Raw genomic sequence first — 25467 nt, 5'->3', positions numbered from 1 at the left:
CCCATGAGCGTGAGGCGCGGACAGCGACCACCCCGGCGGCGCCAGCGATTCAACGCGCTCCAGTTGTTCGCTTGCGCCCCTTGCTGTCTAAGCTGGGTGCTACACTCAACACACCGGTCGGTTGTTGAAGCCGAACCAATAACGGCTCCGAAGGCCAAAAGATTGGGGTTTACATTATCGCTGGGTTGGCAGGAGGGGCCACTCCACCCACTTCATTCTCGTTCAGCGGCTGCAATCGAGAATCATCTTTTCTGAGTCCCGCGCCTTAGATTGCTTTCTTGGAGTAACTGGGAGAGTGGCATCGGGCGGCCGAACAGCCAGCCTTGCAGCCAGTGGCATCCTGCGGCCCGGGCGAGGGCCGCTTGATCTTCTGTCTCTACGCCTTCTGCCGTGATCCTAAGACCCAGCGCTTGGGCCAGCGCTACAATGGCGACCAACAAATCGCGACCTGACGCACAGCCCATGGCTTCTTTCACGAAGAGCTTATCTATTTTCAGCCGGTCAAATTTGAAGGATTGGAGGTAACCAATACTTGCGAAGCCAGTTCCAAAGTCGTCCAAAGCGAGCCGGATGCCCAAGGTCCGCAGATCGGCCATGATTGCCGCAGCGGCCTGTGGCCGACCCAGCAAATAGCTTTCAGTGATCTCGAGTTCGAGCCGGTCAGCTGGAAAGCCTGTGTCGGCAAGGATTGCGCTGATCTGGTCAGCAAGATGTGCATCCCAAAACTGCGCGGGCGAGAGGTTGACCGAGAGGTCGATGCCGAGAGGCTTGATGTCGATGCAGGCCCTGCGGAGCACCTGCCCTCCCAAGGAGCCGATTAGGCCAGTCATTTCGGCAAGCGGAATGAAGACATCTGGGGGAATTGGACCTTCGGTGGGATGGGTCCATCGCGCCAGGGCTTCAAGCCCAACAATGGCGCCGGATTCCGCTAGAACAATCGGCTGATAGGCCAGTTCAATTCGATTTTCCGCGATTGCAATGCGCAGGTCCTGTTCAAGACGCTTCCGCACGAGATGTTCTTCGTCCAGTTCGAGGGTGAAGTCGCTCCAGCGGTTCTTCCCCCTGGCTTTGGCATTGTACATTGCAACGTCCGCACGGCGCATCAGCTCGTCGATATCGACGAGAGCATCTGAAGAAGACGTCACGACGCCAACGGATATTCCGATGAGAATATTGGCGCCGGCGACCGGAACCGTCGTCTGAAAGGAGGCGATGATGCGTTCGGCGAGCGAACATCCCGGGCCATCGACATCAAGCTGGCACAATATTGCAAACTCGTCGCCGCCCGTGCGAGCAATCAGCGAATGCGCCGGCGCGGCCGCTGCGAGCCGGGATGCCACCTCCCGCAGCAGGGCGTCTCCTGCGCCATGGCCATAAAGATCGTTCACGCCTTTGAAGCCATCCAGGTCCATGTAAAGCAGAACGAAATGATTACCGGTCGCAATCGCCTCGTTGAGCCGACCGAGGAGGACGCGGCGATTAGGAAGCTCCGTTAAAGGATCGTGGTTCGCCAAATGCTGAGTTCTGGCTTGGCTGGCTGTCAATGCTGCAATGGACTGCCCCCCCTGCCGCAGGATAAAAAGCGCAGCGATAACCGCGACGACCATGATGCCGGCAAACCCGGGGATGACCTCGCGACGAAATTGTGTGCCAGGGGTCTCGAACGCGACCTCAACGGATGCGATCTGGTTACCATCCATATCTCGCAGGACTAGCGCGGCGCTCGACGGGGCTGGCCGTGCCAGGTTTAGCGCTAGGGCGGGGAGATGGTGCTTGGCACGGATACTGGCGAGATGGCTCGCATCAAAACGCTCGGCTATGACGAGCAGGTGCCTCTCACCCGCAGGCGCCGACACTTTGTTGGTCAAGGGAACAACGGCAGCAACCGAGTAGACGAAAACCTGACGTTTCTCGCGGGCAAAGCCGCTGACGATTGGCGTGCCACGATCATCCATAGCACGCACTTTTGCCATCGCCGTCTGAATTGACGGACCCAGTATCTCGGCAAGTTTAGATGAGGATCGGTTCCCGTTGCTGAAGGCGTAGCGGGTCCCCCCGTCAGGACCGATGACGAAGACATGGTCATAATTCTGGGTTTTACCGAGGTAAGCCGTGATGTTGTCGTCGATCCACGCCGCGCTGAAGTCGTACGAAATGTGGCGCACTGCGTCATCCCATTTCGCGTAGTCCTGAAGATCATGCTCCACCATGGAGACGCTTGTCGCGAGGGCAGCTTCCAGCGTCCGCGTCTCGCGTACTGCCTCAAGCCGATCCTGCGCGGAGGTCGTGACTAAAATGAGCCCTAGAATGCTTCCGAAGCACAACCCGAGAAGCAGTAGCACAGGCCAGAGATAGCGAGCAGGCACGCGTTGAATGAGTGACATAGGCCTTTGCTGATGTGACTGTTTTCATCACCTTTGGGCCGCAGGTCGTACCAAGACGTTAATAAAGATTCTCCATTCACCGCATTTCGGATGGAGGAAAGCTAGCGGCTTTTTCGCTCAGGATGGCCCGTATCTCAGCAGGACCACGCTAACAAAATTCCGTCGGAGAAAGTGTGCGGACGACGACCACGCTCCCTTCAAGTCTCCCTCACCCGAGCTTGCAATCGGATGAAATGTTCTCTGAGGCCAAATGCCGTTTGCGTCTTACGACTACATTTCAGACGAGCTCTACCCTTTACCTTCTGCTGACTGCCGCTGATCGCATCACGACATCCGCCGGCTGTGACGGAAGCGGGAATAGCGATTAAGCAGATCGTTGATCAGTTGCTCGTCGGTATAGCCGGTCACGTCATGAGGCTGCCCGCCGTCGGAAGAGTGCGCCACGGCGCGATAATGTAGGCGCTCTCGCTCCTGGATCTTTCGCGGCTCGGCCCAGACAAAACTCGCCACGCGAAACCCGCGCGCACGGACGGTGTAATCGAAGTCGCCGCGATCGCCATGCGGGATGGTGAGTCCCACATGGTCGGCCTCCTGCATGAGGCGCGCGGAAATGCCGCTGTCTCGCATCTGCGCCGCCACGGCCGCGAGGGCCGGCTGGGCAATGTCGGCTAGAAAAGTAAGGACTTCGTCTCGATCGTGAAACCGGGTGATGGTTGCGAGGCGCTGCTGCCATGTGAGGGCGGTTTCTGCGCCCGTGGCATCACCCGCAGTAGACAGGTCCATCGCTTCCTGGCTCTCGGTTTGAAGCGCTCGCAACAGGCCATAGCAAATGAACACCATGACCACAGCGAAGGGCAACGCGCTGGCGATCGCCGCGGTTTGAAGCGCCTGAAGCCCACCGGCGACCAGCAGCACCGCCGCGACACCGCCGGCGCAGACCGCCCAGAAGACGCGCTGCCAGACCGGAGGATCTTTCGCTGCGCCGGACGTGATCATATCCATGACCAACGCACCGGAATCCGCCGACGTTACGAAGAACGTGATGATGAGAAGCGTCGCGATGCCTGAAACAATGGTGGAAAGCGGGAGCTGCTCAAGCGTCTCGAACAAGGCGACCGGGAGGTTGTTAGCGACCGTATCGGCGATGTGGGCTGCGCCGCTCAGATCAAGCGCGATCGCCGTGTTGCCGAATACGGTCATCCAGAGGAAGGTGAACAATGCCGGGACGAGCAGAACGCCGCCAACAAACTGACGGATTGTGCGCCCGCGCGAGATGCGCGCGATGAACATGCCGACAAATGGCGACCATGCGATCCACCAGCCCCAGTAGAACAGCGTCCAGCTACCCAACCACGGATTAGGCTCGTAGGCGTACAGGCGGAAGGTGCGCTGCACGACGTCGCTGAGATACGTCCCCACATTCTGGACGAAGGCCTGAAGCAGAAACACCGTCGACCCTGTCACGAGCACGAAGACCAGCAAAAGGGCGGCCAGAATGATGTTCAGTTCCGACAGGCGCTTCACGCCTCGATCCAGCCCCATGACAACCGACAGCGTCGCCAACCCCGTGATGGCGGCAATCAGGACCAGCTGGATGACCGTATTGCTCGGCAGACCGAACAGATAGCTAAAGCCGGCATTCACCTGCAGCACGCCCAGACCGAGCGAAGTCGCCACACCGAACATGGTGCCCAGCACGGCGAAGATGTCGACCGCGTGGCCGATAGGACCATAGATCCGCTCCCCGATCAGCGGGTAGAGCGCCGAGCGGATGGTAAGCGGCAGACCGCGACGAAAGGCGAAATAGGCAAGCGCCAGGCCGACGACGATATAGATTGCCCAGGCGTGCAGCCCCCAGTGGAAGAAGGTAAGGACCATCGCCTGACGGGCGGATTCGATCGTGCGACCTTCGCCGACCGGCGGCAAGGCGTAATGCTGGATGGGCTCGGCGACGCCGAAGAAGATCAGCCCGATCCCCATCCCCGCGCTGAACAGCATCGCGAACCATGAAGGATAGCTGTAGTCTGGCTCGCTGTCGTCGGCCCCAAGTTTGACGTCGCCATAGCGGCTGAACATCAAAAACAGGGCGAACACGAGAAAGCCGGCCACCGATGCGATGTAGAACCAGCCGAAGTCCGCCACGATGAGCGCCTGCGCAGCGGCGAATAGCCGGCCGGCAACATCAGGAGCGATTGCTCCAAACAACACAAAGGCGAGAATGAGGCCGGCCGAGACGAAGAACACGGTAGGATTGATCTCAATCCGCCGCTTTGTCGTGCCTTCCGGCGCATCATCAAACGATTGCTCGCTCACCTCTTCCCCCCATGCAGCCGGAACTCTGTTCAGGAAAGGGAACGAGGCGAAGCGCGGTCGGTTGCATATGGCTCCCAAGGGGCCGCGACCACGTCACCGGCGTAACCTTATAGCGCAAAATCTTCTGCGCATGTCCGCTGGCGGAAGAACTGACCACGGAGATGCCGCCCGATGTGGGTGGTCGTCCAATCGAAGCACCTGCGCGCCAGCGAGCGGAGGAGCAAAACAATCCCGTGACGAAGCGTAAAAATGGCGGAAAAGGCTGGAGCGGGTAGCGGGGATCGAACCCGCATCACAAGCTTGGAAGGCTAGTGCTCTACCATTGAGCTATACCCGCTCATCGACCGTTCGCCGATCCTCACCGGCACTCAGCCGGGACGACCGCTCAGTGGCGATGCGTTGGAGCCATTGCCACGATAGGCCCGGCAGCGTCAACAGCTTCGCATCGCGATCCTTCGGCGGCAGAGCATTGATCGACGCTCGACTTTGCGCGCCGCAGATTGCAAAGGATCGGCAATGAACAGCTTGCCCGATCCTGCCAGCCCTCTCTCGCCGGAGGACGCCGCGCGCGCCTTCGCCGCCATTCTGGATGGCACGGTGGAGGACGAAGCAATCGCCGCCTTTCTGGTCGCCCTCTCCGACCGGGGAGAGACCGCGACCGAGATTGCCGCCGCCGCGCAGGAGATGCGTGCGCGCCTCATTCCCGTGCAGGCGCCGGCGGGGGCTATCGACGTGTGCGGCACCGGTGGCGATGGCCATCACACACTCAACATCTCGACCGCCGTCAGCCTCGTCGTTGCCGCCTGCGGCGCGCCGGTGGCCAAGCATGGCAATCGCGCTGCGTCCTCCAAGGCCGGCGCCGCCGATACGCTTGAGGCGCTGGGGCTGGACCTCGACCGCGCGGCAGAAACCGCCGAGCGCACGCTGGCAGACCTCGGCATCTGCTTCCTCTTTGCGCAAAAGCATCATCCCTCGCTCGCGCGGATCGCGCCGATCCGCAAGGCGCTGGGCCGGCGGACCATCTTCAACCTGATGGGGCCGCTCGCCAATCCGGCCGGCGTCAGCCGCCAGCTCATCGGCATTGCGCGCCCGGCCTATGTGCCGATCTATGCACAGGCGCTGGCCGAGCTGGGCACCGAACGGGCGATGGTGATTTCCGGCGATGAGGGGCTGGACGAACTCTCGCTCGCCGGCGGCAATGACGTGGCCGATGTGACGAGCGACGGCATCGTTGCGATGCGACGGATCAGCGCCGCCGATGCGGGGCTGCCGACACACCCTATCGACGCGATCAAGGGCGGCGACCCGGCCTATAATGCCGCGAAACTGCGGGCGCTGCTGCTGGGCGAGGCCGGCCCTTATCGCGATGCCGTGCTCTTCAATGCCGCTGCGGCGCTGATCGTCGCCGGCAAGGCCGAAACGCTGACCGAAGGGGTCGAGGAAGCCACCGAAGCCCTCGACCGCGGCCTTGCCAACACCCTGCTCGACTGCTGGATCGCCTACGCATGAACAAGCTCGATGAAATCTGCGCCACCAAGCGGGACGAGGTCGCCGCCCGCAAGCAGGCGACGTCACTCGCTGACGTGCAGGCCATGGCCGCTTCCCAGACCCCGCCGCGCGGCTTCCGTCGCGCGCTCGATGCCAAGGTAGCGGCGGGGGGCTATGGCCTCATCGCCGAGGTCAAGAAGGCCTCGCCGTCCAAGGGGCTGATCCGCGCCGACTTCGATCCGCCGGCCCATGCCCGCGCCTATCAGGCGGGCGGCGCGGCCTGTCTTTCGGTGCTGACCGACGCGCCCTATTTCCAGGGCCATGAGGATTATCTCATCGCGGCGCGCGCCGCCGTCTCGCTGCCGGTAATCCGCAAGGACTTCATGGTCGATCCCTGGCAGGTGCTGGAGAGCCGGGCGATCGGCGCCGATGCCGTGCTCATCATTGTCGCGGCCCTCTCCGATGCGCAGATGCAGGAGATTGAGGATGCCGCGCTTGGCCTCGGCATGGATGCGCTGGTGGAGGTGCATGATGCCGCCGAGCTGGAGCGGGCGCTGACGCTGCGCTCGCGGCTGATTGGCGTGAACAACCGCAACCTCAAGGATTTCTCGGTCGATTTCGCCCGCACCTATGAGCTGGTCGGCAGCGCGCCGGAGGGCTGCACCTTCGTCGCGGAGTCCGGTCTTGGCTCGAAGGCGGACCTTGATGCCATGGCGGAGCATGGCGTGCGCTGCTTCCTGGTCGGCGAATCGCTCATGCGGCAGGATGATGTCGAGGCGGCGACCCGCGCGCTGATCGGCGCATGAGCGGCCTCAGCCATACCGACGAGGCGGGCGCCGCGCGCATGGTGGATGTAACGGCCAAGGCCGACACCAGCCGCACCGCCAGCGCGACCGGTAGGATCGACATGAATGAAGCAGCTCGCGCCGCGATTGCGGACGGCACTGCCGCCAAGGGCGATGTGTTCGCCGCCGCGCGCATCGCCGGCATCATGGCCGCCAAACGCACCAGCGACATCATTCCGCTCTGCCATCCCCTGCCGCTCACCGGCCTGACCCTGGACCTTGCGCTGGATGCGGGCGGCGCCACCGCCACGGCGACCGTGCGCACATCCGGAAAGACCGGCGTGGAGATGGAAGCGCTGACCGCCGTCTCCGCCGCACTGCTGACACTCTACGACATGCTCAAGGCCGTGGATAAGCACATGGTCATGCGCGACATTCACGTGACGGCCAAGGCGGGCGGCAAGTCCGGCGACTGGACCGCCTGAGATCATGGCGGCGGCGCGGCCATGATCTCTGTCGATGACGCACAGCAGCGGCTACTCGCCCTCGCCACCCCGCTGGCGCCCGAAGCGGTTCCATTGGCTGAGGCGAACGGCAGATGGCTGGCCGCGCCGCTGACAGCAGTCCGCGACCAGCCCTGGACGGCCCTCTCCGCCATGGATGGCTATGCGATCCGTCATGCCGATCTTCCCGGTCCCTGGCGCCTGGTAGGCGAAAGCGCGGCGGGGAGCGTTCCTTCGGCTCAGGCCATCGGCGCGGGCGAAGCGATGCGGATCTTCACCGGCGCACCGCTGCCGCCCGGCGCGGATACGGTGGTGGTGCAGGAAGATATCGCCGCCGATGGCCTGTCCATTCGCCTGACCGGCGACGGACCGGGTGGTGCGGGGCGGCATGTCCGCCCGCGTGCCAGCGATTTTGCGCAGGGCGATACGTTGCTGCCCGCCGGCCTACGGATCGGCCCGCCGCAAATCGGCCTGACGGCGCTCGCGGGCCACGAAACGCTGACGGTGCATCGCCAGCCGAGGGTCGCGATCCTCTCCACCGGCGACGAGCTCGTCCCGCCCGGCGCGCCCTGCCCGCCCGGCAAACTCCCGGCATCCAACGGCGCAATGTTGCGCGCCATGATTGGCGGCGCGGGCGGCGTGGTCACCAGCGAGCGGATCGTGCCGGACGATCTGGATGCGCTAACCGCCGCGCTGCGCGATGCGGCTGCGGCGGATGTCATCGTCACCTCCGGCGGAGCGTCCGTGGGCGATCACGATCTGGTGCGCCCGGCGCTGGAGGCGGCAGGCGGCAGCATCGATTTCTGGCGGATCGCCATGCAGCCCGGCAAGCCGCTGATCGTGGCGCGCATCGGGCAGCAGACCCTGCTCGGCCTGCCCGGCAACCCGGTCTCGGCGATGGTCACCGGCGCGCTGTTCCTGCTGCCGCTCATTCGGCGTCTTGCCGGCGGAACGGATGTGCTGCCCAAGAGCCGCACGGTTCGGCTCGGCGCAGACCTCCCCCCGGGCGGCAAGCGCAGGCTGTTCATGCGCGCGGTGGTCGACGGCGCGGGCATGGCCACGCCGCTGGCTTTCCAGGATAGCGGCGCGATGCATGCCGCCGCGCAGGCCAATGCGCTGATCGTCCGGCCCGAAGGCGCGCCGGCCGCGCGCGCTGGAGAAGAAACAGAGCTGCTCGACTGGGCCGCGCTCGGCCTCGGCGCGGACTGAGCCTTTCCAGCACTCAATACGTATTCTGGGCAATTGCTGCCCTCCCCTCGCGCCCTACAGTCTGCGTCTCAAATGGGGGTCGCATGGCAGAATTTCGGCAAGAGGGGCAGCTGGGCGTCGAACGCCGGGCCATGCTCACAGGAACGATCGGCGCCGCAGCCATGCTGGGGCTGCAGGCCTGCGCGCCAGCCTCCGGTTCCCGTCCCGCGACTTTGCGTGCACCAAGCCGCCGAACCGCACTCGTTCCCATCCGCATCAGCCGCGACCAATTGATCGACGTGAAATGCTGCATCCGCCCGCTGCGCGCCGCCGGGCCGAATCTGGACGTAGAGACGGTGGGCGATGCCCTCGTCATCCATAATTATGGCCATGGCGGCAGCGGCTGGTCACTCTCCTGGGGATCGGCCGACATCGCGGTCGGCAAGGCGCTCTCCGTGCTGCCGCGCGAGATTGCGGTGGTGGGGTGCGGGATTATCGGCCTGACGACGGCGGTGATGGCGCAGCGCGCCGGCCTCAAGGTCACGCTTTATGCACGCGAATCCATCCAGCAGACCCGCTCGTTCCGCGCCAGCGGATCGTTCACGCCCGATAGCCGCATCGCCTTGGCGGAGCCGGCCGGCACCGCCTTTGGCGATCTGTGGGAACGCATGGCCCGCTTCTCGTGGAAGGCCTTTCGCACCTATCTCGGTCTGCCTGGCCATCCGGTGGAGTTCGGCGATTCCTACCAGCTTTCGGATACACCGATCACCCGGCGGGAGTGGCCAGCCGACCCTGCAATCACGCAGAGCTTCGCGACGAGTGGGCGGCCACAGCAGAATTCCGAGTTCGGCCATTATAGCGAACGCATTCGGGACATCGTGCCGCAGGCGCAGCCGCTGAGCGCCGAGGAGAACCCCTTCCCGCAACCCCATGTGCGGCGCAGTTCGCAGATGATCTTCAACTTCGCCAGCTATGCCCATGTCATGCTCGGCGAGTTCTTCGAGCGCGGCGGGCAGTTCGTGATGCGCGACTTCGCTCGCCCGGCGGACTATGCGGCACTGCCCCAGAAGGTCGTGATCAACTGCACGGGCTATGCCGCCCGCGACCTGTGGCAGGACAAGACCATCATCCCGGTGCGCGGCCAGACCGGCTGGCTCGTGCCGCAACCGGACGCCTTTTACAGCGTGCGCTATCGCAATGTTTCGCTCACCTCCAAGCGCGACGGGATCGTCGTGATGAACAATAACCCAGATGTGGGCGAGATGCTGGGCGTGGGCGACAGTATGGAATTGCCCAATTTCGCCGACATCGAGAAAGGTCTGGAGATCATGGCGCCCGTCTTCGCGCCCGGCTTCCAGGCACAGGGCTGACCGATGCTGCTGCGCACCGCCCCGCTCCTGGCCGCTGCCCTGACCGCCCTCGCCGCGATCGCCGCCACGCCACCTTCAGCCACCACGCGAGACGGCGTCTATACGGCCGCGCAGGCCGAGGCTGGCGCCCGCCTCTACGCCACGCGCTGCGCCATGTGCCACGGCCGGGCGCTGGAAGGCACGTTCGAGATTCCCGGCCTTGGCGATCGGTTCATGGCCCATTGGAGCAATGCCCCGCTCTCCAATCTGCATGATTATGTCGGCCGGGCCATGCCGCAATTCGCGCCCGGCTCGCTGACGCCGGACGACACGACGAACATCATCGCCTTTCTGCTGCAGGCCAATGGCCTGCCGGCCGGAAGCGCTGCGTTGCCCAGCGAGACCGGCGCTCTCGCGCGGATCACCGTCCAACCCGCAGATCTCAAGCTCACCGCCAGGGCTGTGCCCAGAACACAATAGGCACAGCCCTTTTTCTTTATGACGCACTGCAGCAAATTTGCCACAGATTCCAGGAAAATGCCTTGCGCGCCTGCGAGGCTTTGAGTTTGTCCTTTTTGCAATGCACCATTCATCAAATGAACCGTGCGCGCGTGAACCAAGGTCGATCGCCGTTGGAGTCGGATTGTCCCGGCTTCAGGACGCTGCGTCGCCACCGCCCGCGTCACCGGCAGATCGGCTGACCATGACGCGGCAGGATCTTCATCGCAGGGACACCGCTCCCATCGAGAAGATCGATGCCGCCGGCGTGCTGGAGACGCAACCGCCCCGGCTCGCCCACCTCGTCAAGCTCGGGCTTCTCGGGCTGGCCTTTGGGGGGATTTTCGTCGGCCTGCACATGGTGTCGGACAACGAAGATCGGCTGCTGCTGGAAACGCTCACCATCCTCGATCTTCTGGCGCTGAGCTTCCTGCTGCTGCTCGGCATTCGCCGCTGGCGGGAAGCGGCGGCCTACACGATCCGCGCCCAGCATCTGGTCAGTGAACTGGAGACGGCACGGCAGAGTGCGATCAGCGCGAACCTCGCCAAAAGCCGCTACCTTGCCAGCGTCAGTCACGAGATCCGCTCGCCGCTCAATGCCATCTATGGCTATGCGCAGCTGTTCGAGCGGGGCGATGGGGTCAACGCGCAGGAGGCGGCGCGGGTCATCCTGCGCTGCTCGGAGCATCTGACCAATCTGGTCGAGGGCTTGCTGGATATCTCGCAGCTCGAATTCGGGATGCTGCGCGTGCGCACCGAAGAGGTGCGCCTCAACAGCTTCCTCGACCATATCGTCTCGATGATGCGCCCCGCCGCTCACGCCAAGGGCCTCACGTTCACGCTGGAAAAGACCGGCCGCCTGCCGGAGATCGCCCGCTTCGACCAGAACCGGCTGCGCCAGGTGCTGATCAACCTGCTCTCCAATGCGATCAAGTTCACCCAGCAAGGCAGCGTGATGCTCAAAGTGGGTTATGCCGGGCAGATCGCCACCTTTGAGGTGAAGGACACCGGCCCGGGCATCGCGCCGGAAGACCTGCAGCGCATCTTCGAGCCATTCGAGCGCGGCGAGGGGCGGGAGTCCGGCGCCGGCCTCGGCCTCGCCATCTCGCGCACGCTGGTGGAGATTCTCGGCGGCCAGCTAGATTTGGTCAGCACGCCGGAAGGCGGCAGTTGCTTCCGCATCGTGATGATGCTGAGCGAGGTCGCCGGCAAGGCCCTCTCTTCGGCGCCCATGCGCAAGCTGACCGGCTATGAGGGCAAGCTCCGCCATGTCCTGCTGGTGGAGGACGATGCCGACCAGCGCCACTTCCTCGAGCAGTTGCTGCGCGGGCTCGGCTTTCAGGTCGAGGCGCGGCCCGATGGGGAACAAGCGCTGCTTGCCGCGCGCGAGACGCCGCCGGACCTCGCCATTCTGGACATCAGCCTGCCGGGGCTATCCGGCTGGGAGATCGGCTGTGAGTTGCGCGCGATGTTCGGCGACCGGCTGCAAATCCTCATGCTCTCGGCCAATAGCGAGGAACTGCACCGGCCGGAGCATGACAGTCCGCAGCACGATCGTTTTCTCGTCAAGCCGGTGGAATTTGAATCGCTCGTCGGCGCGATTGGCGATTTGCTGCAACTGACGTGGCGCTGGCAGGACGATGCGCCAGATGTCGGCAGCGCCGGGCCGGATACACCGTCCGCCCTGCAACCAGCGCCGGTTGCGCTCGACGACACCGCCCGCAAGCAAATCGCCCGGATGCAGGAATGCCTGCGGATCGGGCACATTCGCGGGATCGAAACCGAGATCAAGCAGCTGGAGCGCGCCTCACCCGCCGCCAAGCCGCTCGTTCGCCAGCTTTACCAGCACCTCGACCGATACGATCTGACCGCCATGGCGCGCCTCTTACAGGATTACTGACATGATTGGCATTCCCGGACATTCGGACACCGTCCTGATCGTCGATGACGAGCCGGACACGCTGCGGATGCTCACCGCCGCGCTGGAGACAGCCGAGATTTCCGTGCTGGTCGCGACCTCCGGCCATGTGGCGCTGGCGCAGCTGGGCAACATCATGCCCGACCTCATCCTGATGGATGCGGTGATGCCCGGCATGGACGGGTTCGAGACCACACAGAAGATCAAGGCCAATCCCCAGCTCGCCAGCATCCCGATCATCTTCATGACCGGCTTGACGGAGAGCGAGCATGTCGTCGAGGCCTTCGAGGTCGGCGGCGTGGATTATGTCCGCAAGCCCGTCGACCTGCAGGAGCTGCTGGCCCGCGTGCGCGTGCATATGGCCCAGGGGCGTGCCGTCCATGCCAGCGTCGCCAGTCTCGATGCGACCGACCGGCTGATCCTGGCCACCGATGCGCGCGGCAGTCTCTTGTGGTGCACCCCGCGCGCGGAACAGGCCATCTCGCGCGTCTCACCCGGCTGGCTGCGGAGCGAATCCGCGCTGCCGGAAGAAATCCGCAACCAGATCGAGAAGCTGCTGACCAAGGATGAGGGCGTCGCCGGCAATGCCGTGCGCGTGCGACAGACCAAGGGCCAGGGCGAGCTGGAGATGCAGGTCATCGCCCATTATCGGGAGGATGAAGTGCTGATCCGCCTTAATGAGCTCAATCCCGAGCAGGATCTCGACCGTCTGCAGGAGCGCCTGCCGCTCACCCGGCGCGAGGCCGAGGTGCTGCTATGGGTGAGCTATGGCAAGCCCAACCGGGTGATCAGCGATGTGCTGGAGATCAGCCCGCGCACCGTCACCAAGCATCTGGAACGAATTTTCGACAAGCTGGGTGTGGAGACCCGCTCAGCCGCGGCGGCTGTCGCGATCCGCATGTTGGGCCAGTAGCGACTTCTTGCGCAGGGCGGGGGGAAGCCGCGGCGGCCGCATGTACGAGGCCTCCGGCGACGCGCCGCTGGACTTGCGCACCGCGATGGCCTCGATCTCGATCAGGTAGAGCGGGCCGACAAGCGCGGCGACCTGGAAAGTGGAGCGCGCAACGGTGTTGGGATTAGCCTGCGTGCCGAAGAACTGACGGAACCCCTCGTTAACGCCGGCGAAGTCCATCTTGCCGGTGCGCGGGTCCGCCGCGACGAACAGCGACAGCTTCACCAGATCGGACATCTTATAGCCCTGCGCCTCGAGCAGGCTCTTGATCTTGTTGAGGGTGCTGATCGTCTGGGCCTTGGTGTCGCCCATCTCCTCCAGCGTCTTGACCTCGCTCATCGGCTTGGCGGGATCGACCGGGGACGGCAGTTGGCCGGAGAGGTAGAACGTCTCCATGCCTTCGCCGACGCGTACGCCATCGAGAATGATCGCGTTGGGATTGCCCTTGATCCGCGTAACCTCTGCCTGAGCGGGTGCCGCAGTCAGCAGCAGCGCGGCGGCACCTGCCAGAACGGTCTTGGCCAACATGGCCTTGAGAGACATGCGACCCAGGTCGCGGCGAGCCGAATAAGCGCGTCTAATCATAGTGATGTTAGCTACGAATACCCCCCCTCCGCCACCATACGACAAAATGCGTATGTCCGAATCCCGACCAGTCCGATCAGCTAGCCAGGCGCAAAAGAGCATATCACAGGGCGACGCGGGACGCTCGGCGCAACAACCATAACCCGCCGAAAAGACAGACAAAAAGGAGAGCGCACCACGAGAACAAGGGGGACGTCTTCATGATCACGCGCAGAAATATTGCTGCCCTATTGCTCCTTACGAGCGCAGCCATTCCCGCCGCAGCCGTGGCGCAAACGGCCGAAACGCCGCAGGAGCCGCCGGCCGATGGCGGCGAGATCATCGTTACCGGCACCCGTTCCACTGGCATGATGGCCGCAGAGAGCGCCGCGCCGATCCAGTTGCTGAGCTCCTCCGCACTGGAAAAGGTGGGCCAGCCCAACCTCAACCAGGCCCTCACCCAGCTCGTGCCGAGCTTCCAGGCGCAGACGCAGGGCACCGACATGGCGAGCTTCTCGCTTTCGGCCCGCCTGCGCGGCCTCAGCCCCAACCACACGCTGGTGCTGGTCAACGGCAAGCGCCGCCACGGCAACTCCATCCTGCAGGTCATCAACGGCGCCTTCGGCGGTTCCGCCGCGCCGAGCATCGACCTGATTCCGCCGGACATCGTTCAGCGCATCGAGGTGCTGCAGGACGGCGCCGCCGCGCAATATGGTTCGGACGCCATTGCCGGCGTCATCAACATCATCCTCAAGTCGGACACTTATGGCGGCGCGGTGAAGTTCAACGCCGGCCAATATTATGACGGCGAAGGCACGACCTACAGCGCGAGCGGCAATTTCGGCATGCCGATCGGCGAGAGCGGCTTCCTTGACCTGTCGCTCTTCCATCGTCGCAATGACTGGACAACGGTCGGCGACGGTCAGTTCTCGGTGCGGAACTATGACGGCACCACCGTCACCAACGTATCAGCAGCCTTCAAGCCGCTGCTCGACGCCTGCAATGCCAAAAATTGCACCGCCGGGATCAACGGCGGCCAGCCGGCATCCCAGCTGACGCTCGGCTTCTACAATTTCGGCTATGATTTCGGTGGCGTCGAGCTCTACTCGTTCGGCAATATCTCCTATCGTCATGGTGACGCCCTGCAGGGCTATCGCCATCCGACCCGCCTGTGCCGCACCACCGCCGGCACCGCGACCACCACGGACCCGACCAACTGCTTCGGCACCAGCGCCCAGACCGGCCTCGTCCCGCATATCGAGGTGAAGCAGGACGAATTCCAGTTCACCACCGGCCTGCGCGGCGAGATCAGCGGCTGGGACTGGGATCTGGCCGGCAGCTATTCGGAAGACGTCGCGAAGGTCTACACCACCAATTCGGCCAACGCGTCGCTGTTTGTCGCGACCGGCCAGTCGCCGTCCGACTTCTATGACGGCAGCTTCAAGTTCACCCAGTTCGTCGGCACCCTCGATCTTCGCAAGGAGTTCGACGTGGGCTTCGAGGATCCGCTGAATTTCGCCATCGGTGCGGAATATCGCAAGGAAACCTACGCCATTGGCGCTGGCGACGCGCTGTCGCGCTATGTCGAGGGTGGCCAGTCCTTCCCCGGCTATGCTCTCAGCGATGCCGGCACACTCTCGCGCAACGCCAAGGCGGCTTATATCGACGTCGCCGTCAACCCGGTGCCCGACTGGACCGTGGATGTCGCCGGCCGCTATGAGCATTACAGCGACTTCGGCGACACGACGATCGGCAAGATCACGACGCGCTACGACTTCTCGCCGGCCTTCGCGATCCGCGGGACGGCCAGCACGGGCTTCCGCGCACCTTCGCTGCAGGAATCCGGCTACTCGGCCACGAACGTCGGGCCGACCTCTGCCACGCTGCAACTTGCGCCCAGTTCGCCGGGATCGGCCAGCGCCGGGTTCGGCGCGCTCAGTCCGGAAAAGTCGGTCAACTTCTCTGCCGGTATCGTGCTCCGCCCGATCTCGCGCTTGACGATTACGCTGGATGGCTATCTCATCAAGATCAAGGACCGCATCGTGTCCTCGGGCAGCATCACCGGCCAGCAGTTCGTCAACCTGACGTCGCCGCCGCAACGTGTCGGTATCGACACGCCGGCCGCGCTCATCAATGGCCTGACGCCCTATGACCTCGTGATCAACGCCATCAATGCCAGCGGCAAGCAGCTCGATCCGACCGTGCGGACGAACGGTTCGCTCGCGATCCAGACCTTCACCAACGGTATCGATACCCGGACGATGGGCCTGGAACTCGCCGCGCGTTATCCGGTCGATCTGCCCTTCGGTAACATCGATTTCTCGATCGGCGGCAACTACAACCTCACCAAGGTCACGAAGAACAAGCTGGGCACCCTGTTCGGCCCGACCTCCGAGCAGATCATCGAAAAGGCCAGCCCGGCCTTCAAGGGCAATTTCAGCGCCCTGTTCACCAGCGGCAAGTTCACCGCCAATGCCCGCGTGAATTACTACAGCAAGACCAATCAGTTCGTGCAGCCCAACAGCACATCGGCCAACGGCAATGCGAGCCGTGGCATCGCTGCCCTGCCCGCGCCGATCCTGCTGTCGAACAACCAACGTTACTACAATGCCGAGGTGGCGCCGGCCGCGATCGTCGATCTGGAGTTTAGCTACGAGATCACCAAGTTCGCCAACCTCGCGATCGGCGCGAACAACCTGTTCGACAAGATGCCGGAAGTGCCGGCGCTCGTTGGAAACTACGATCCCGCGACGTGGCCGACGACCGGTGTCTCGCCCTACATCAACAACGGCGGCACGTTCAACGCGCCCTACACCTTCGGTCCCTACGGGTCGAACGGCGGATATTACTACGCCCGCCTGACGCTCAAGTTCTGATCGAACAAGACGAGCCATTTTACACCAACAGTATCTGGACGAGGAGAATGACATTGAAGAAGACCGGCATTACCGCCGCCATGTTGTCAGGAGCGCTGCTTGCAGCGCTCCCCTCGGCCGCCGGCGCGCAGACCGTCGAGCGCACCTATGGCGCGCCGAACTCCCCCATCGCCTCGCTGGCCTTCGTGCCGGCGGGCGCGAACATCATGTTCGTCTCCGGCACCACGCCGTCGCCGGTCGATCCGGCCAAGCCGGAAGATCTGGGCGATACCAAAGCGCAGACGCTCAGCATCCTCACCAAGATGAAGGCATCGCTGGAAGCCAAGGGCTTTTCCATGGGCGACATCGTCAAGATGACGGTGTTCCTCGTCGGCACCCCGGAGACGGGAGGCCGCATGGACTCAGCCGGGATGAATGAGGTGTTCCGCACCTTCTTCGGCACGGCGGAACAGCCCAACAAGCCCACGCGCTCGACCATCCAGGTCGCCGCGCTGGGCCGCCCCACCATGTACGTGGAGATCGAGGCCATCGCGGCGAAAATGCCGTGAGGGTCGAGGGAGGCGCATCGGGGGATCGCGCCTCCCTTTTCCACCGGGCACCGGCATCAAAGGACAAGCAAGGATGACGACATCACTGCGGCCGACCCGGCGGGATATGCTGGCGATGATCGGCAAGGTCGGCGGCACGGTCGCGCTCTATCAGGCGATGACAGCGCTGGGCCATGCGGCGGAATCGCAATTCACCGGCCCGCCCCAGCTCACCGGCGCGCCCAAGGGCAAGAAGGTGCTGATCCTCGGTGCCGGCCTCGCCGGTCTGGTCGCCGCCTATGAGTTGCAGCGCGCGGGCTATGCCGTCGAGATACTCGAATATCAGGATCGCCCTGGCGGGCGGAACTACTCGGTGCGCGGTGGCGACAAGGTCGTGGAAGTCGGCGGCGTCTCGCAGACCTGCGCCTTTCAGCCCGGCAATTACCTCAATCCCGGCCCGTGGCGCATTCCGCACCATCACCGCTCGCTCCTGCATTATTGCAAGACGCTGGGCGTGGCGATGGAGCCGTTCATCCAGCTCGATCACAATGCGTTCGTCCACAACAGCAAGGCGTTCGGCGGCAAGCCGCAACGCTACAAGGAGCTGGCGGTCGATTTCAAAGGCCATGTCTCGGACCTGCTCGGCAAGGCGCTCAACGCAGGCGCGCTGAATGACGCGGTGACCAAGGAAGATCAGGAAAAGCTGCTCGAATCCCTGCGCGATTTTGGCCTGCTCGACGGCGACCTCAATTTCACCAGCAGCCTGCGGGTCTCCGGACAGCGCGGCTATGATCGCGCGCCGGGCGGCGGCGTCAACGGCGCGCCCACACCCTCGAAGATCAACAGCCTGTCCGACGTGCTCTCGTCCGACATCTGGGCGCATATGAGCTTCTTCTTCAACAATGTGATGCAGACCACCATGTTCCAGCCCAAGGGCGGCATGGACATGATCGGCAAGGCCTTCGCCCGCGCCGTCGGCCCGGTGGTCCAGCTCAACACCAAGGTCACCCGCATCACGCAGGACGACAAGGGCGTCACCGCTTATTGGCAGGATACTCCCAGCGGCAAGACCGGCCAGAGCAGCGCGGACTGGTGCGTGAACACCATCCCCCTCCCCGTGCTCAGCCAGCTCGACATGCAGGTGGGTGCGCCACTCAAGGCCGCGATGCGCGCCGTGCCCTATAGCGGGCAGGTGAAGATCGGCCTGGAGATGCGCCGCCGCTTCTGGGAAGAAGACGACGCCATCTATGGCGGCCACAGCTTCACCGATCAGACCATCGGGCTGATCTCCTATCCCAATGACAGGATGTTCGGCAACGGCCCGGCCGTGCTGCTCGGCGCCTTCGCCCGTGATGCCGGCGGGTTCCAGCTTGCCGGCATGACGCCCGCCCAGCGCATCGAGATGGCGCTGGCGCAGGGCTCGGTGTTCCACCCGGCCGCCTATCGCAAGGAGTTCATGAACGGCACCTCGGTGGCCTGGAGCCGCCTGCCCTGGATTCTGGGCTGCACCTCGCGCTGGTCGGACGACGCCCGCGCCGCGCATTACCAGAACCTCGTCGCGATGGATGGCCGCATCGTCCTCGCGGGCGAACATGCCTCTTATTACGGCGGCTGGATGGAGGGTTCGCTCCTCTCCGCGCTCGACGCCATCACCCGCATCCACCAGCGCGCCACCGGAGCCTGACGCCATGACCCTCAAAACCGCCGCCGCGCTCGCTCTGGCGGCCGCTCTCCTCGCCGCCACAGTGGCTGTCCGCGCGCAGGATGCGCCGGGCGGCGGGCCGACCAGCGTGGACATCTCCAATGAGGGCAAGGAGGTCTATGAGATGATCTGCCAGGCCTGCCACATGGCGGATGGCAAGGGCGGCGCCGGCGCGGGCGCGGCGATCCCGGCCATCGCGGGCAACGCCAACCTCGCCGACAAGGACTTCATCGCCACGATCCTGGTCAAGGGGCGCGGCGGCATGCCCTGGTTCACGGACATGCTCACGCCCGAGCAGATGGCCGCCGTCGCGACCTACGCGCGCAGCCATTTCAACAATTATCCCGATCCCGTCACGGCCGCCGACGTCAAGCGCGTCATCGCCGCGAACGGATCGTCGACGCGCGATTGCAGCACGTGCTGAGCCGTGGGGACGGCCCGGCACTTTTGGGGGACATGAGCATGACCGAATTTACGGCTCCGACACGGCGTGACCTGCTGGCGATGATTGGCAAGGCGGGCGGCGCCATGGCCATGTATCAGGCCATGACCGCCTTTGGCCATGCGGCTGAAACCCAGTTCACAGGCCCGCCCAAGCTCTCCGGCGCGCCCAAAGGGGCGAAGGTGCTGGTCCTCGGCGCAGGCCTTGCCGGCATGCTTGCCGCCTATGAGCTACGCAAGGCCGGCTATGCCGTGCAGATCCTCGAATATCAGAACCGCCCCGGCGGGCGGAACTACTCGATCCGCGGTGGCGACAAGGTGGTCGAGGTCGGCGGCACGACACAGACCTGCGAATTCCAGCCGGGCAATTATCTGAACCCCGGCCCGTGGCGCATCCCGCACCATCACCGCACCCTGCTCCATTACACCAAGGCCTTTGGTGTCGAGCTGGAGCCGTTCATCCAGCTCAATCACAATGCCTGGGTCCACAACAGCAAGGCGTTCGGCGGCAAGCCCCAGCGCTACAAGGAACTGGCCGTCGATTATAAGGGCCACGTCTCCGAACTGCTCGGCAAGGCGCTCAACGCCGGCGCGCTCGATCAGAAGGTCACCAAGGAGGACAAGGAGAAGCTGGTCGAGGCCTTGCGCGAATGGGGCCTGCTCGATGGCGACCTGAATTACACCAGCGGCCTGCGTACCTCTGGCCAGCGCGGCTATGATCGCGCGCCCGGCGGCGGCGTCAACGGCGCGCCGACGCCCTCCAAGATCAACGATCTGGGCGATGTGCTGGATTCCGGCGTGTGGCAGCAAATGAGCTTCTTCTTCACCAATGTGATGCAGACGACGATGTTCCAGCCCAAGGGCGGCATGGACATGATCGGCAAGGGCTTTGCCAAGCAGGTCGGCGACCTGATCACCTACAATGCCAAGGTGACGAAGATCGCGCAGGGCGAGAAAGGCGTCACCGTCTCCTGGCAGGACCTGACCTCCAGCGCCATGAACGAGGCGAAGGCGGATTATTGCGTCTGCACAATTCCGCTGGGCGTGCTCAATCAGCTCGAGTTGCAGGCGAGCGCCCCGCTCAAGGCAGCCATCGCCGCCGTGCCCTACTCCAACTCGGTGAAGATGGGCCTGGAGATGCGCAGCCGCTTCTGGGAGGAGAAGGACGCGATCTATGGTGGCCACAGCTTCACCGACCAGCAGATTTCGCTGATCTCTTACCCGAACTTCGACTTCTTCGCGGACAAGCCGGCAGTGCTGCTCGGGGCCTTTGCGGGCGGCGCCGGCGGCTATGCGCTGGCAGGCATGACGCCGCAGCAGCGCATCGAAACCGCGCTAGCGCAAGGATCGGTGTTCCACCCCGAAGACTATCGCAAGCAGTTCATGAACGGCGTCTCCCTCGCCTGGAGCCGCACGCCGTGGATCATGGGATGCTGCGCCACCTGGTCGGAGGCGGCGCGCGCGCAGCACTACCAGAATCTGGTCGCCATGGATGGCCGCATCGTCCTCGCGGGCGAGCATGCGTCTTATTATGGCTGCTGGATGGAGGGCGCTCTGCTCTCCTCGCTGGATGCCATTGAGCGACTGCACAAAAAAGCAGTGGCTGGCTGATAGAAACTGGGGCAAAGTAGACAAAATCTACTATCGATATGGATGACGCCGTGGACCTTCTAAACCGGCTGCCGGGCGCCGCCGGGCATCCTCTCTTCTGGCGGCAGGGCACCCTGCTGATCGGGCTCGCCCTTCTCGCGGCATGCGGCAAGGGCGAGACCGAGCAGAAGCGGCAGCCGCCGTTGGTGTCGGCGACAAAACCTGCCACCCATGTCTTCCGGGACGAGATTCAGGCCGTCGGCACCGCGCGCGCCAATGAGCAGGTGACGCTTGCCGCCAATGTGACCGAGCGGATCGAGCGGCTGATGTTCGATGACGGCATGTTCGTCCGGTCCGGCCAGTTGCTGGCGGTGCTTTCCAACGCGCAGGAGCAGGCAGCATTGGCCGGCGCCCGGGCAAGCGCCACCGAGGCCGCCTCGCAGCTCGATCGCGTCAACAGCCTGTATGAGCAGGGCTTCGCCACCCGCGCCCTGCTCGATCAGCAGCGCGCTGCCTTGAGTGAGGCCCGGGCCAGTCAGGATGGCATCAAGGCCCAGCTTGGCGACCGCCTGATCCGCGCGCCCTTCTCCGGCTATCTCTCGCTCCGCACCATCTCCGAGGGCGCCATCGTCAACAGCGGCACGCCTTTGGTGACGATCAGCGACCTGTCACGCATCAAGCTGGATTTCACCGTGCCGGAAACGCAGCTTGGCGCCTTGCGCATCGGCCAGCCGATCCGGGCCTCCTCCTCGGCCTATCCCGATGACGTGCTGCAGGGCACGATCAGCACCATCGATCCGGTCATCGATCCGGCAAGCCGCGCCGTCATGGTCCGCGCGACGCTCCCCAATCCCGGCGCGCGGATCAAGCCCGGCATGTTGCTGACCGTCCGCATCGAGACCGGGCAGCGCACCGCGCTCGCCGTGCCGGAGACTGCGGTGCTGAGCCAGGGTGACCGGCGCTATGTCTACACGCTCGACAAGGACCGCAAGGCCAAGCGGATGGACGTGCGCACCGGGCTGCGGGACAATGGCCTGATGGAAGTGAGCGGCCTGCCTCAGGATGCGCTGGTCGTCTCCGAGGGCGTGGTGAAGGTCGCAGAAGGCCGGCCCGTGCGTCTGGCCGAGGTCGAGAGCAGCAATAGCGCGCAGACTGATGAGATCGCGCCCAAGGGCGCCGCCACGCCGGAAGCGCGGCCATGATCCTTTCGGATATTTCGGTGCGGCGACCAGTGGTCGCCGCCGTGATGTCCCTGCTGCTCGCGATCATCGGCTTCGTCGGCTTCATGAACCTGTCCGTGCGCGAATATCCGGACACCGACCCACCCATCGTCTCGGTCGAAACGCGCTACACCGGCGCCAATGCCAGCGTGATCGAGAACCGCATCACCCAGCCGCTGGAGCAGCGGCTTGCCGGTATTGAGGGGATCGAGACGATCAGCTCGACCTCACGCGACGGCACTTCCAGCATCGTCATCGAGTTCCGCGCCGGACGCGATGTCGATGCGGCCGCCAACGACGTGCGCGACCGGGTCGCCGGCGGCGCGGCCGACCGCCCGGACGACGCCCTGCCGCCGGAAGTGCGCAAGGTCGATTCCGATTCCCAGCCGATCATCTTCTTTGCCGTGATGGCGCCGGGCTGGGACCGCACCAAGCTCGGCGATTTCGTCTCGCGCGTCGTGGTCGACCGGCTCTCGACCATCGATGGTGTGGCGCAGATCGTCGAACTCGGCATGGCCAAGCCCGCCATGCGCGTGTGGCTCAATGCCGATCGGCTGGCGGCCTTTCGGCTGACGCCGGGCGATGTCGAGGCCGCGCTGCGCCGACAGAATGTCGAGCTGCCCGCCGGGCGGATCGAGGCGGAGGCGCAAAACCTCTCGCTCCGCGTCCAGCGTGACTTCACGACCCCGCAGGACTTTGCCCAGCTTGTCATCGGCCGTGGCAGCGATGGCTATCAGGTGCGCCTGGGCGATGTCGCGCGCATCGAGGAAGGGCCGGAAAATCCCTATTCGATCTTCCGCTATAATGGCGAAACAGGCGTTGGCCTCGGCATCGTTCGCCAGTCAGGCGCCAACACGCTGGCGGTGGCGCAAGCCGCCAAGGCTGCGGTTGCGGATCTGAGCAAGAACCTGCCTCAGGGCGTCGAGATCCGCATGGGCGGCGACAGCACCATGTTCATCGACGAGGCCATTCGCGGCGTGTGGCACACCATCTTCGAGGCGGCGCTGCTCGTCACCATCGTCGTGTTCTTCTTCCTCGGCAGTCTGCGCGCGACATTGGTGCCGATGATCACCGTGCCGATCTGCCTGCTGACGACCTTCGGCGTGCTGTGGCTGGCGGGCTATTCGATTAACCTGCTCACCTTGCTGGCGCTGGTGTTGGCTATCGGCCTTGTGGTCGATGATGCCATCGTCGTCCTCGAGAATGTCTATCATCGTATCGAGGAAGGCGAAGACCCGCTCTTTGCCGCCTTTTACGGCGCGCGGCAGGTCGGCTTTGCCGTCGTCGCCTCCACCATGGTGGTATGCGCCGTGTTCGTGCCGGTGATGTTCCTCTCCGGCCAGGCCGGCTCGCTGTTCCGCGAACTGGCGGTGGCGATGATCGCCGCGGTCGGCGTCTCGGGCTTCCTCGCTCTCACGCTGACGCCGATGATGTGCTCCAAGCTGCTCAAGGGCAGCCAGCGCGGCCGCCTGACCGCCAAGATCGACCGGCTGATGGAGCGGACGGAAAACGGCTATCGCAACGCACTCGGCTCGGTGCTCCGCCGCCCCCTGCCGGTGATCGTCGCGTCCGTGCTGCTGATTGTCGGCAGCGCGGTGCTGTTTCGCAGCCTGGATTCCGAACTCGCCCCGGCGGAGGACACCGGCGTGATCCAGGTCCGCCTCAACAGCCCGGAAGGGACGGGCTTTGCGCAGGCCGACAAATATCTGCACCAGGCCGAAACGCTGGTCCTGCCCATGGTCGCCGAGGATGGCCCGGTGCGCGGGATGAATGCGCGCATCGGCGGTTTCGGTGGCGGCACCGACGATTTCAACAGCAGCAGCCTCTCGGTGTTCATGAAGCATTGGGACGAGCGCAAGGAAAGCTCGCAGAGCGTCGCGCAGGAGGTCAACAAGCGGCTGGCCGGCCTGCCATCCGTGCGCGGCAACGCCACCGTCACCAACCGCCTTTCGCGCGGCGGCCAGCCGATCAGCTTCGTGATCGCCGGCACCAGCTATGAGGATCTGGCCGTCGCGCGCGACCGCATATTGGATGCGGCCCGCGACAACCCCGGCATCGTCAATCTCGACGCCGATTATGTCGAGAACAAGCCGCAACTGCTGATCGAGATCGATCATCAGCGGGCCGGTGACCTCGGCATTTCCGTCAATGACATCAGCCAGGCGCTGCAGACGATGATGGGGTCGCGCCGCACGTCGACCTATGTGCGCGACGGCGAGGAATATTATGTCGTCCTGCAGGCGGAATCCTTCAATCGCGACGATGAGGCATCGCTGGCGAAAGTCTATGTCCGCGCCGCCGGCGGCGCACTGGTGCCGCTCTCCAACCTGCTGATCGTCAAGCAGGCGGCGACCGCGCGTGAGCTGGGCCGCTTCAACAAGATGCGCGCCATCACGCTAAGCGGCGGCCTTGCCGAGGGCTATTCTCTCGGGCGCGCGCTCGACTTTCTCAACGAGCAGGCGCGCCAGTCGCCGGAAGTGACCGCCGTGGGCTATAAGGGTGAGAGCCGCAGCTTCATGCAGACCGGCACCTCGATCTGGATCGCCTTCGGTTTCACCGTGGTGGTGATCTACCTGCTGCTCTCCGCCCAGTTCGAGAGCTTCGTCCACCCGCTGGTGATCATTTCCGCCGTGCCGCTCGGCGCGGCGGGCGGCATTATCGGCCTGGCGGTGACGGGGACGAGCATCAACCTGTTCAGCCAGATCGGCATGATCATGCTGGTCGGCCTCGCGGTGAAGAACGGCATTCTGATCGTCGAATATGCCAATCAGTTGCGCGATGAGGGCCGGGATTTTCTGGTGGCGATCAGCGATGCCTCCGTCCGCCGCCTCCGGCCGATCCTGATGACCTCCATCGCCACGGTCGCAGGCGCTATTCCGCTGGCGATCGGCGGGGGTGCGGGCGCGCATGCCCGCTCGTCCATCGGCTGGGTGATCGTGTTCGGCGTCAGCATCGCGACGGCCATCACCCTGTTCGTAGTGCCTTTGCTCTACAGCCGGTTCGCGCGGGGCACATCCTCCCCCCAGACCGTCACCCGCCGCCTGCGTGCGCTGATGGGCAAGAACGGCAAGCCTAATGGGACCGCTCAGCCGGCCGAATGATCGGGCCCCGCTAGCCGGCCACGCCAGCGATCTGCGCAACACCCCAAACGCAAACGGCGCGCCACTCG

Annotated in this window: 18 protein-coding genes and 1 tRNA gene; 15 read left to right on the top strand and 4 right to left on the bottom strand. The window is 64.3% G+C overall.

The genetic code is table 11. From position 1 onward, the window contains the following. Positions 1-242: 242 nt before the first annotated feature. The 3 genes from M2341_RS04055 to M2341_RS04045 all read right to left on the bottom strand — a co-directional run bounded on the left by M2341_RS04055 (position 243) and on the right by M2341_RS04045 (position 5034). Positions 243-2384: a putative bifunctional diguanylate cyclase/phosphodiesterase gene (locus M2341_RS04055; RefSeq protein WP_264584313.1), complete on the bottom strand. Its 2142-nt coding sequence runs from the start codon at positions 2382-2384 to the stop codon at positions 243-245. Between the two features lie 324 nt (positions 2385-2708). Next, positions 2709-4697, bottom strand: coding sequence for a BCCT family transporter (locus tag M2341_RS04050; RefSeq protein ID WP_413715212.1), 1989 nt, complete (start codon positions 4695-4697; stop codon positions 2709-2711). A 263-nt stretch (positions 4698-4960) separates the two neighbouring features. Beyond that, positions 4961-5034 (bottom strand) — tRNA-Gly (locus M2341_RS04045). Positions 5035-5213: 179 nt separating this feature from the next. On the opposite strand from M2341_RS04045, the gene trpD reads away from it, so the two are divergent. The 8 genes from trpD (at position 5214) to M2341_RS04005 (ending at position 13339) form a co-directional block, all read left to right on the top strand. Next, positions 5214-6206 carry an anthranilate phosphoribosyltransferase gene (gene trpD, locus M2341_RS04040; protein ID WP_264584312.1) on the top strand — a complete coding sequence of 331 codons (993 nt, stop codon included), beginning with the start codon at positions 5214-5216 and terminating at the stop codon, positions 6204-6206. Then, positions 6203-6991 (top strand): indole-3-glycerol phosphate synthase TrpC, encoded by a 789-nt coding sequence (gene trpC / locus M2341_RS04035; RefSeq protein ID WP_264584311.1) that lies wholly within the window; start codon positions 6203-6205, stop codon positions 6989-6991. The genes trpD and trpC overlap by 4 nt, the downstream gene beginning before the upstream one ends. After that, positions 6988-7455, top strand: coding sequence for a cyclic pyranopterin monophosphate synthase MoaC (gene moaC / locus M2341_RS04030; protein WP_264576514.1), 468 nt, complete (start codon positions 6988-6990; stop codon positions 7453-7455). Before trpC ends, moaC begins: the two co-directional genes overlap by 4 nt. 21 nt (positions 7456-7476) lie before the next feature. Then, entirely contained in the window at positions 7477-8682 is a 1206-nt protein-coding gene (gene glp / locus M2341_RS04025) for a gephyrin-like molybdotransferase Glp (RefSeq protein ID WP_264584310.1), read from the top strand. Positions 8683-8765: 83 nt separating this feature from the next. Beyond that, a complete protein-coding gene (locus M2341_RS04020; RefSeq protein ID WP_264584309.1) occupies positions 8766-10031 on the top strand; it encodes an FAD-dependent oxidoreductase in 1266 nt (421 codons plus the stop codon). A gap of 3 nt (positions 10032-10034) precedes the next feature. Next, complete coding sequence (locus tag M2341_RS04015) at positions 10035-10490, top strand: c-type cytochrome (RefSeq protein ID WP_264584308.1); 456 nt, start codon at positions 10035-10037, stop codon at positions 10488-10490. A 223-nt stretch (positions 10491-10713) separates the two neighbouring features. Continuing rightward, a complete protein-coding gene (locus tag M2341_RS04010) occupies positions 10714-12408 on the top strand; it encodes a hybrid sensor histidine kinase/response regulator (protein ID WP_264584307.1) in 1695 nt (564 codons plus the stop codon). Position 12409: 1 nt separating this feature from the next. Continuing rightward, positions 12410-13339, top strand: a complete 930-nt coding sequence (locus M2341_RS04005; protein WP_181558759.1) for a DNA-binding response regulator — start codon at positions 12410-12412, stop codon at positions 13337-13339. On the opposite strand, the gene M2341_RS04000 is transcribed toward M2341_RS04005, so the two are convergent. Further along, a complete protein-coding gene (locus M2341_RS04000) occupies positions 13298-13921 on the bottom strand; it encodes a RidA family protein (RefSeq protein WP_264572071.1) in 624 nt (207 codons plus the stop codon). The genes M2341_RS04005 and M2341_RS04000 overlap by 42 nt on opposite strands. A gap of 242 nt (positions 13922-14163) precedes the next feature. On the opposite strand from M2341_RS04000, the gene M2341_RS03995 reads away from it, so the two are divergent. From M2341_RS03995 to M2341_RS03965, 7 genes are all read left to right on the top strand, one after another. Beyond that, a complete protein-coding gene (locus M2341_RS03995) occupies positions 14164-16818 on the top strand; it encodes a TonB-dependent receptor plug domain-containing protein (RefSeq protein ID WP_264584306.1) in 2655 nt (884 codons plus the stop codon). Between the two features lie 53 nt (positions 16819-16871). After that, the gene (locus M2341_RS03990) at positions 16872-17366 is read left to right on the top strand and encodes a Rid family hydrolase (protein ID WP_264584305.1); all 495 of its coding nucleotides are present in this window, start codon (positions 16872-16874) and stop codon (positions 17364-17366) included. Positions 17367-17439: 73 nt separating this feature from the next. After that, a complete protein-coding gene (locus M2341_RS03985) occupies positions 17440-19029 on the top strand; it encodes a flavin monoamine oxidase family protein (RefSeq protein WP_264584304.1) in 1590 nt (529 codons plus the stop codon). Between the two features lie 4 nt (positions 19030-19033). Then, complete coding sequence (locus M2341_RS03980) at positions 19034-19471, top strand: c-type cytochrome (RefSeq protein ID WP_264584303.1); 438 nt, start codon at positions 19034-19036, stop codon at positions 19469-19471. A gap of 38 nt (positions 19472-19509) precedes the next feature. Then, positions 19510-21099 carry a flavin monoamine oxidase family protein gene (locus tag M2341_RS03975; protein ID WP_264584302.1) on the top strand — a complete coding sequence of 530 codons (1590 nt, stop codon included), beginning with the start codon at positions 19510-19512 and terminating at the stop codon, positions 21097-21099. A gap of 38 nt (positions 21100-21137) precedes the next feature. Further along, positions 21138-22280 carry an efflux RND transporter periplasmic adaptor subunit gene (locus M2341_RS03970; RefSeq protein ID WP_264584301.1) on the top strand — a complete coding sequence of 381 codons (1143 nt, stop codon included), beginning with the start codon at positions 21138-21140 and terminating at the stop codon, positions 22278-22280. Further along, entirely contained in the window at positions 22277-25399 is a 3123-nt protein-coding gene (locus tag M2341_RS03965; RefSeq protein WP_264584300.1) for an efflux RND transporter permease subunit, read from the top strand. The genes M2341_RS03970 and M2341_RS03965 overlap by 4 nt, the downstream gene beginning before the upstream one ends. The last annotated feature ends 68 nt before the right edge of the window (positions 25400-25467 follow it).

The organism is Sphingobium sp. B7D2B (genome assembly GCF_025961895.1).
Lineage (GTDB): Bacteria > Pseudomonadota > Alphaproteobacteria > Sphingomonadales > Sphingomonadaceae > Sphingobium.
This window is presented reverse-complemented; position numbering and strand designations above follow the sequence as displayed.

What these genes read in the sequence shown, in the direction of transcription:
- M2341_RS03985 (WP_264584304.1), top strand. Translation starts at nt 17,440, where the DNA reads ATGACGACATCACTGCGGCCGACCCGGCGGGATATGCTGGCGATGATC.
- M2341_RS03965 (WP_264584300.1), top strand. Translation starts at nt 22,277, where the DNA reads ATGATCCTTTCGGATATTTCGGTGCGGCGACCAGTGGTCGCCGCCGTG.
- M2341_RS04010 (WP_264584307.1), top strand. Translation starts at nt 10,714, where the DNA reads ATGACGCGGCAGGATCTTCATCGCAGGGACACCGCTCCCATCGAGAAG.
- trpD (WP_264584312.1), top strand. Translation starts at nt 5,214, where the DNA reads ATGAACAGCTTGCCCGATCCTGCCAGCCCTCTCTCGCCGGAGGACGCC.
- trpC (WP_264584311.1), top strand. Translation starts at nt 6,203, where the DNA reads ATGAACAAGCTCGATGAAATCTGCGCCACCAAGCGGGACGAGGTCGCC.
- M2341_RS04005 (WP_181558759.1), top strand. Translation starts at nt 12,410, where the DNA reads ATGATTGGCATTCCCGGACATTCGGACACCGTCCTGATCGTCGATGAC.
- moaC (WP_264576514.1), top strand. Translation starts at nt 6,988, where the DNA reads ATGAGCGGCCTCAGCCATACCGACGAGGCGGGCGCCGCGCGCATGGTG.
- M2341_RS03995 (WP_264584306.1), top strand. Translation starts at nt 14,164, where the DNA reads ATGATCACGCGCAGAAATATTGCTGCCCTATTGCTCCTTACGAGCGCA.
- M2341_RS04020 (WP_264584309.1), top strand. Translation starts at nt 8,766, where the DNA reads ATGGCAGAATTTCGGCAAGAGGGGCAGCTGGGCGTCGAACGCCGGGCC.
- M2341_RS04055 (WP_264584313.1), bottom strand. Translation starts at nt 2,384, where the DNA reads ATGTCACTCATTCAACGCGTGCCTGCTCGCTATCTCTGGCCTGTGCTA.
- M2341_RS04000 (WP_264572071.1), bottom strand. Translation starts at nt 13,921, where the DNA reads ATGTCTCTCAAGGCCATGTTGGCCAAGACCGTTCTGGCAGGTGCCGCC.
- M2341_RS03970 (WP_264584301.1), top strand. Translation starts at nt 21,138, where the DNA reads ATGGATGACGCCGTGGACCTTCTAAACCGGCTGCCGGGCGCCGCCGGG.
- M2341_RS03980 (WP_264584303.1), top strand. Translation starts at nt 19,034, where the DNA reads ATGACCCTCAAAACCGCCGCCGCGCTCGCTCTGGCGGCCGCTCTCCTC.
- M2341_RS03975 (WP_264584302.1), top strand. Translation starts at nt 19,510, where the DNA reads ATGACCGAATTTACGGCTCCGACACGGCGTGACCTGCTGGCGATGATT.
- glp (WP_264584310.1), top strand. Translation starts at nt 7,477, where the DNA reads ATGATCTCTGTCGATGACGCACAGCAGCGGCTACTCGCCCTCGCCACC.
- M2341_RS04015 (WP_264584308.1), top strand. Translation starts at nt 10,035, where the DNA reads ATGCTGCTGCGCACCGCCCCGCTCCTGGCCGCTGCCCTGACCGCCCTC.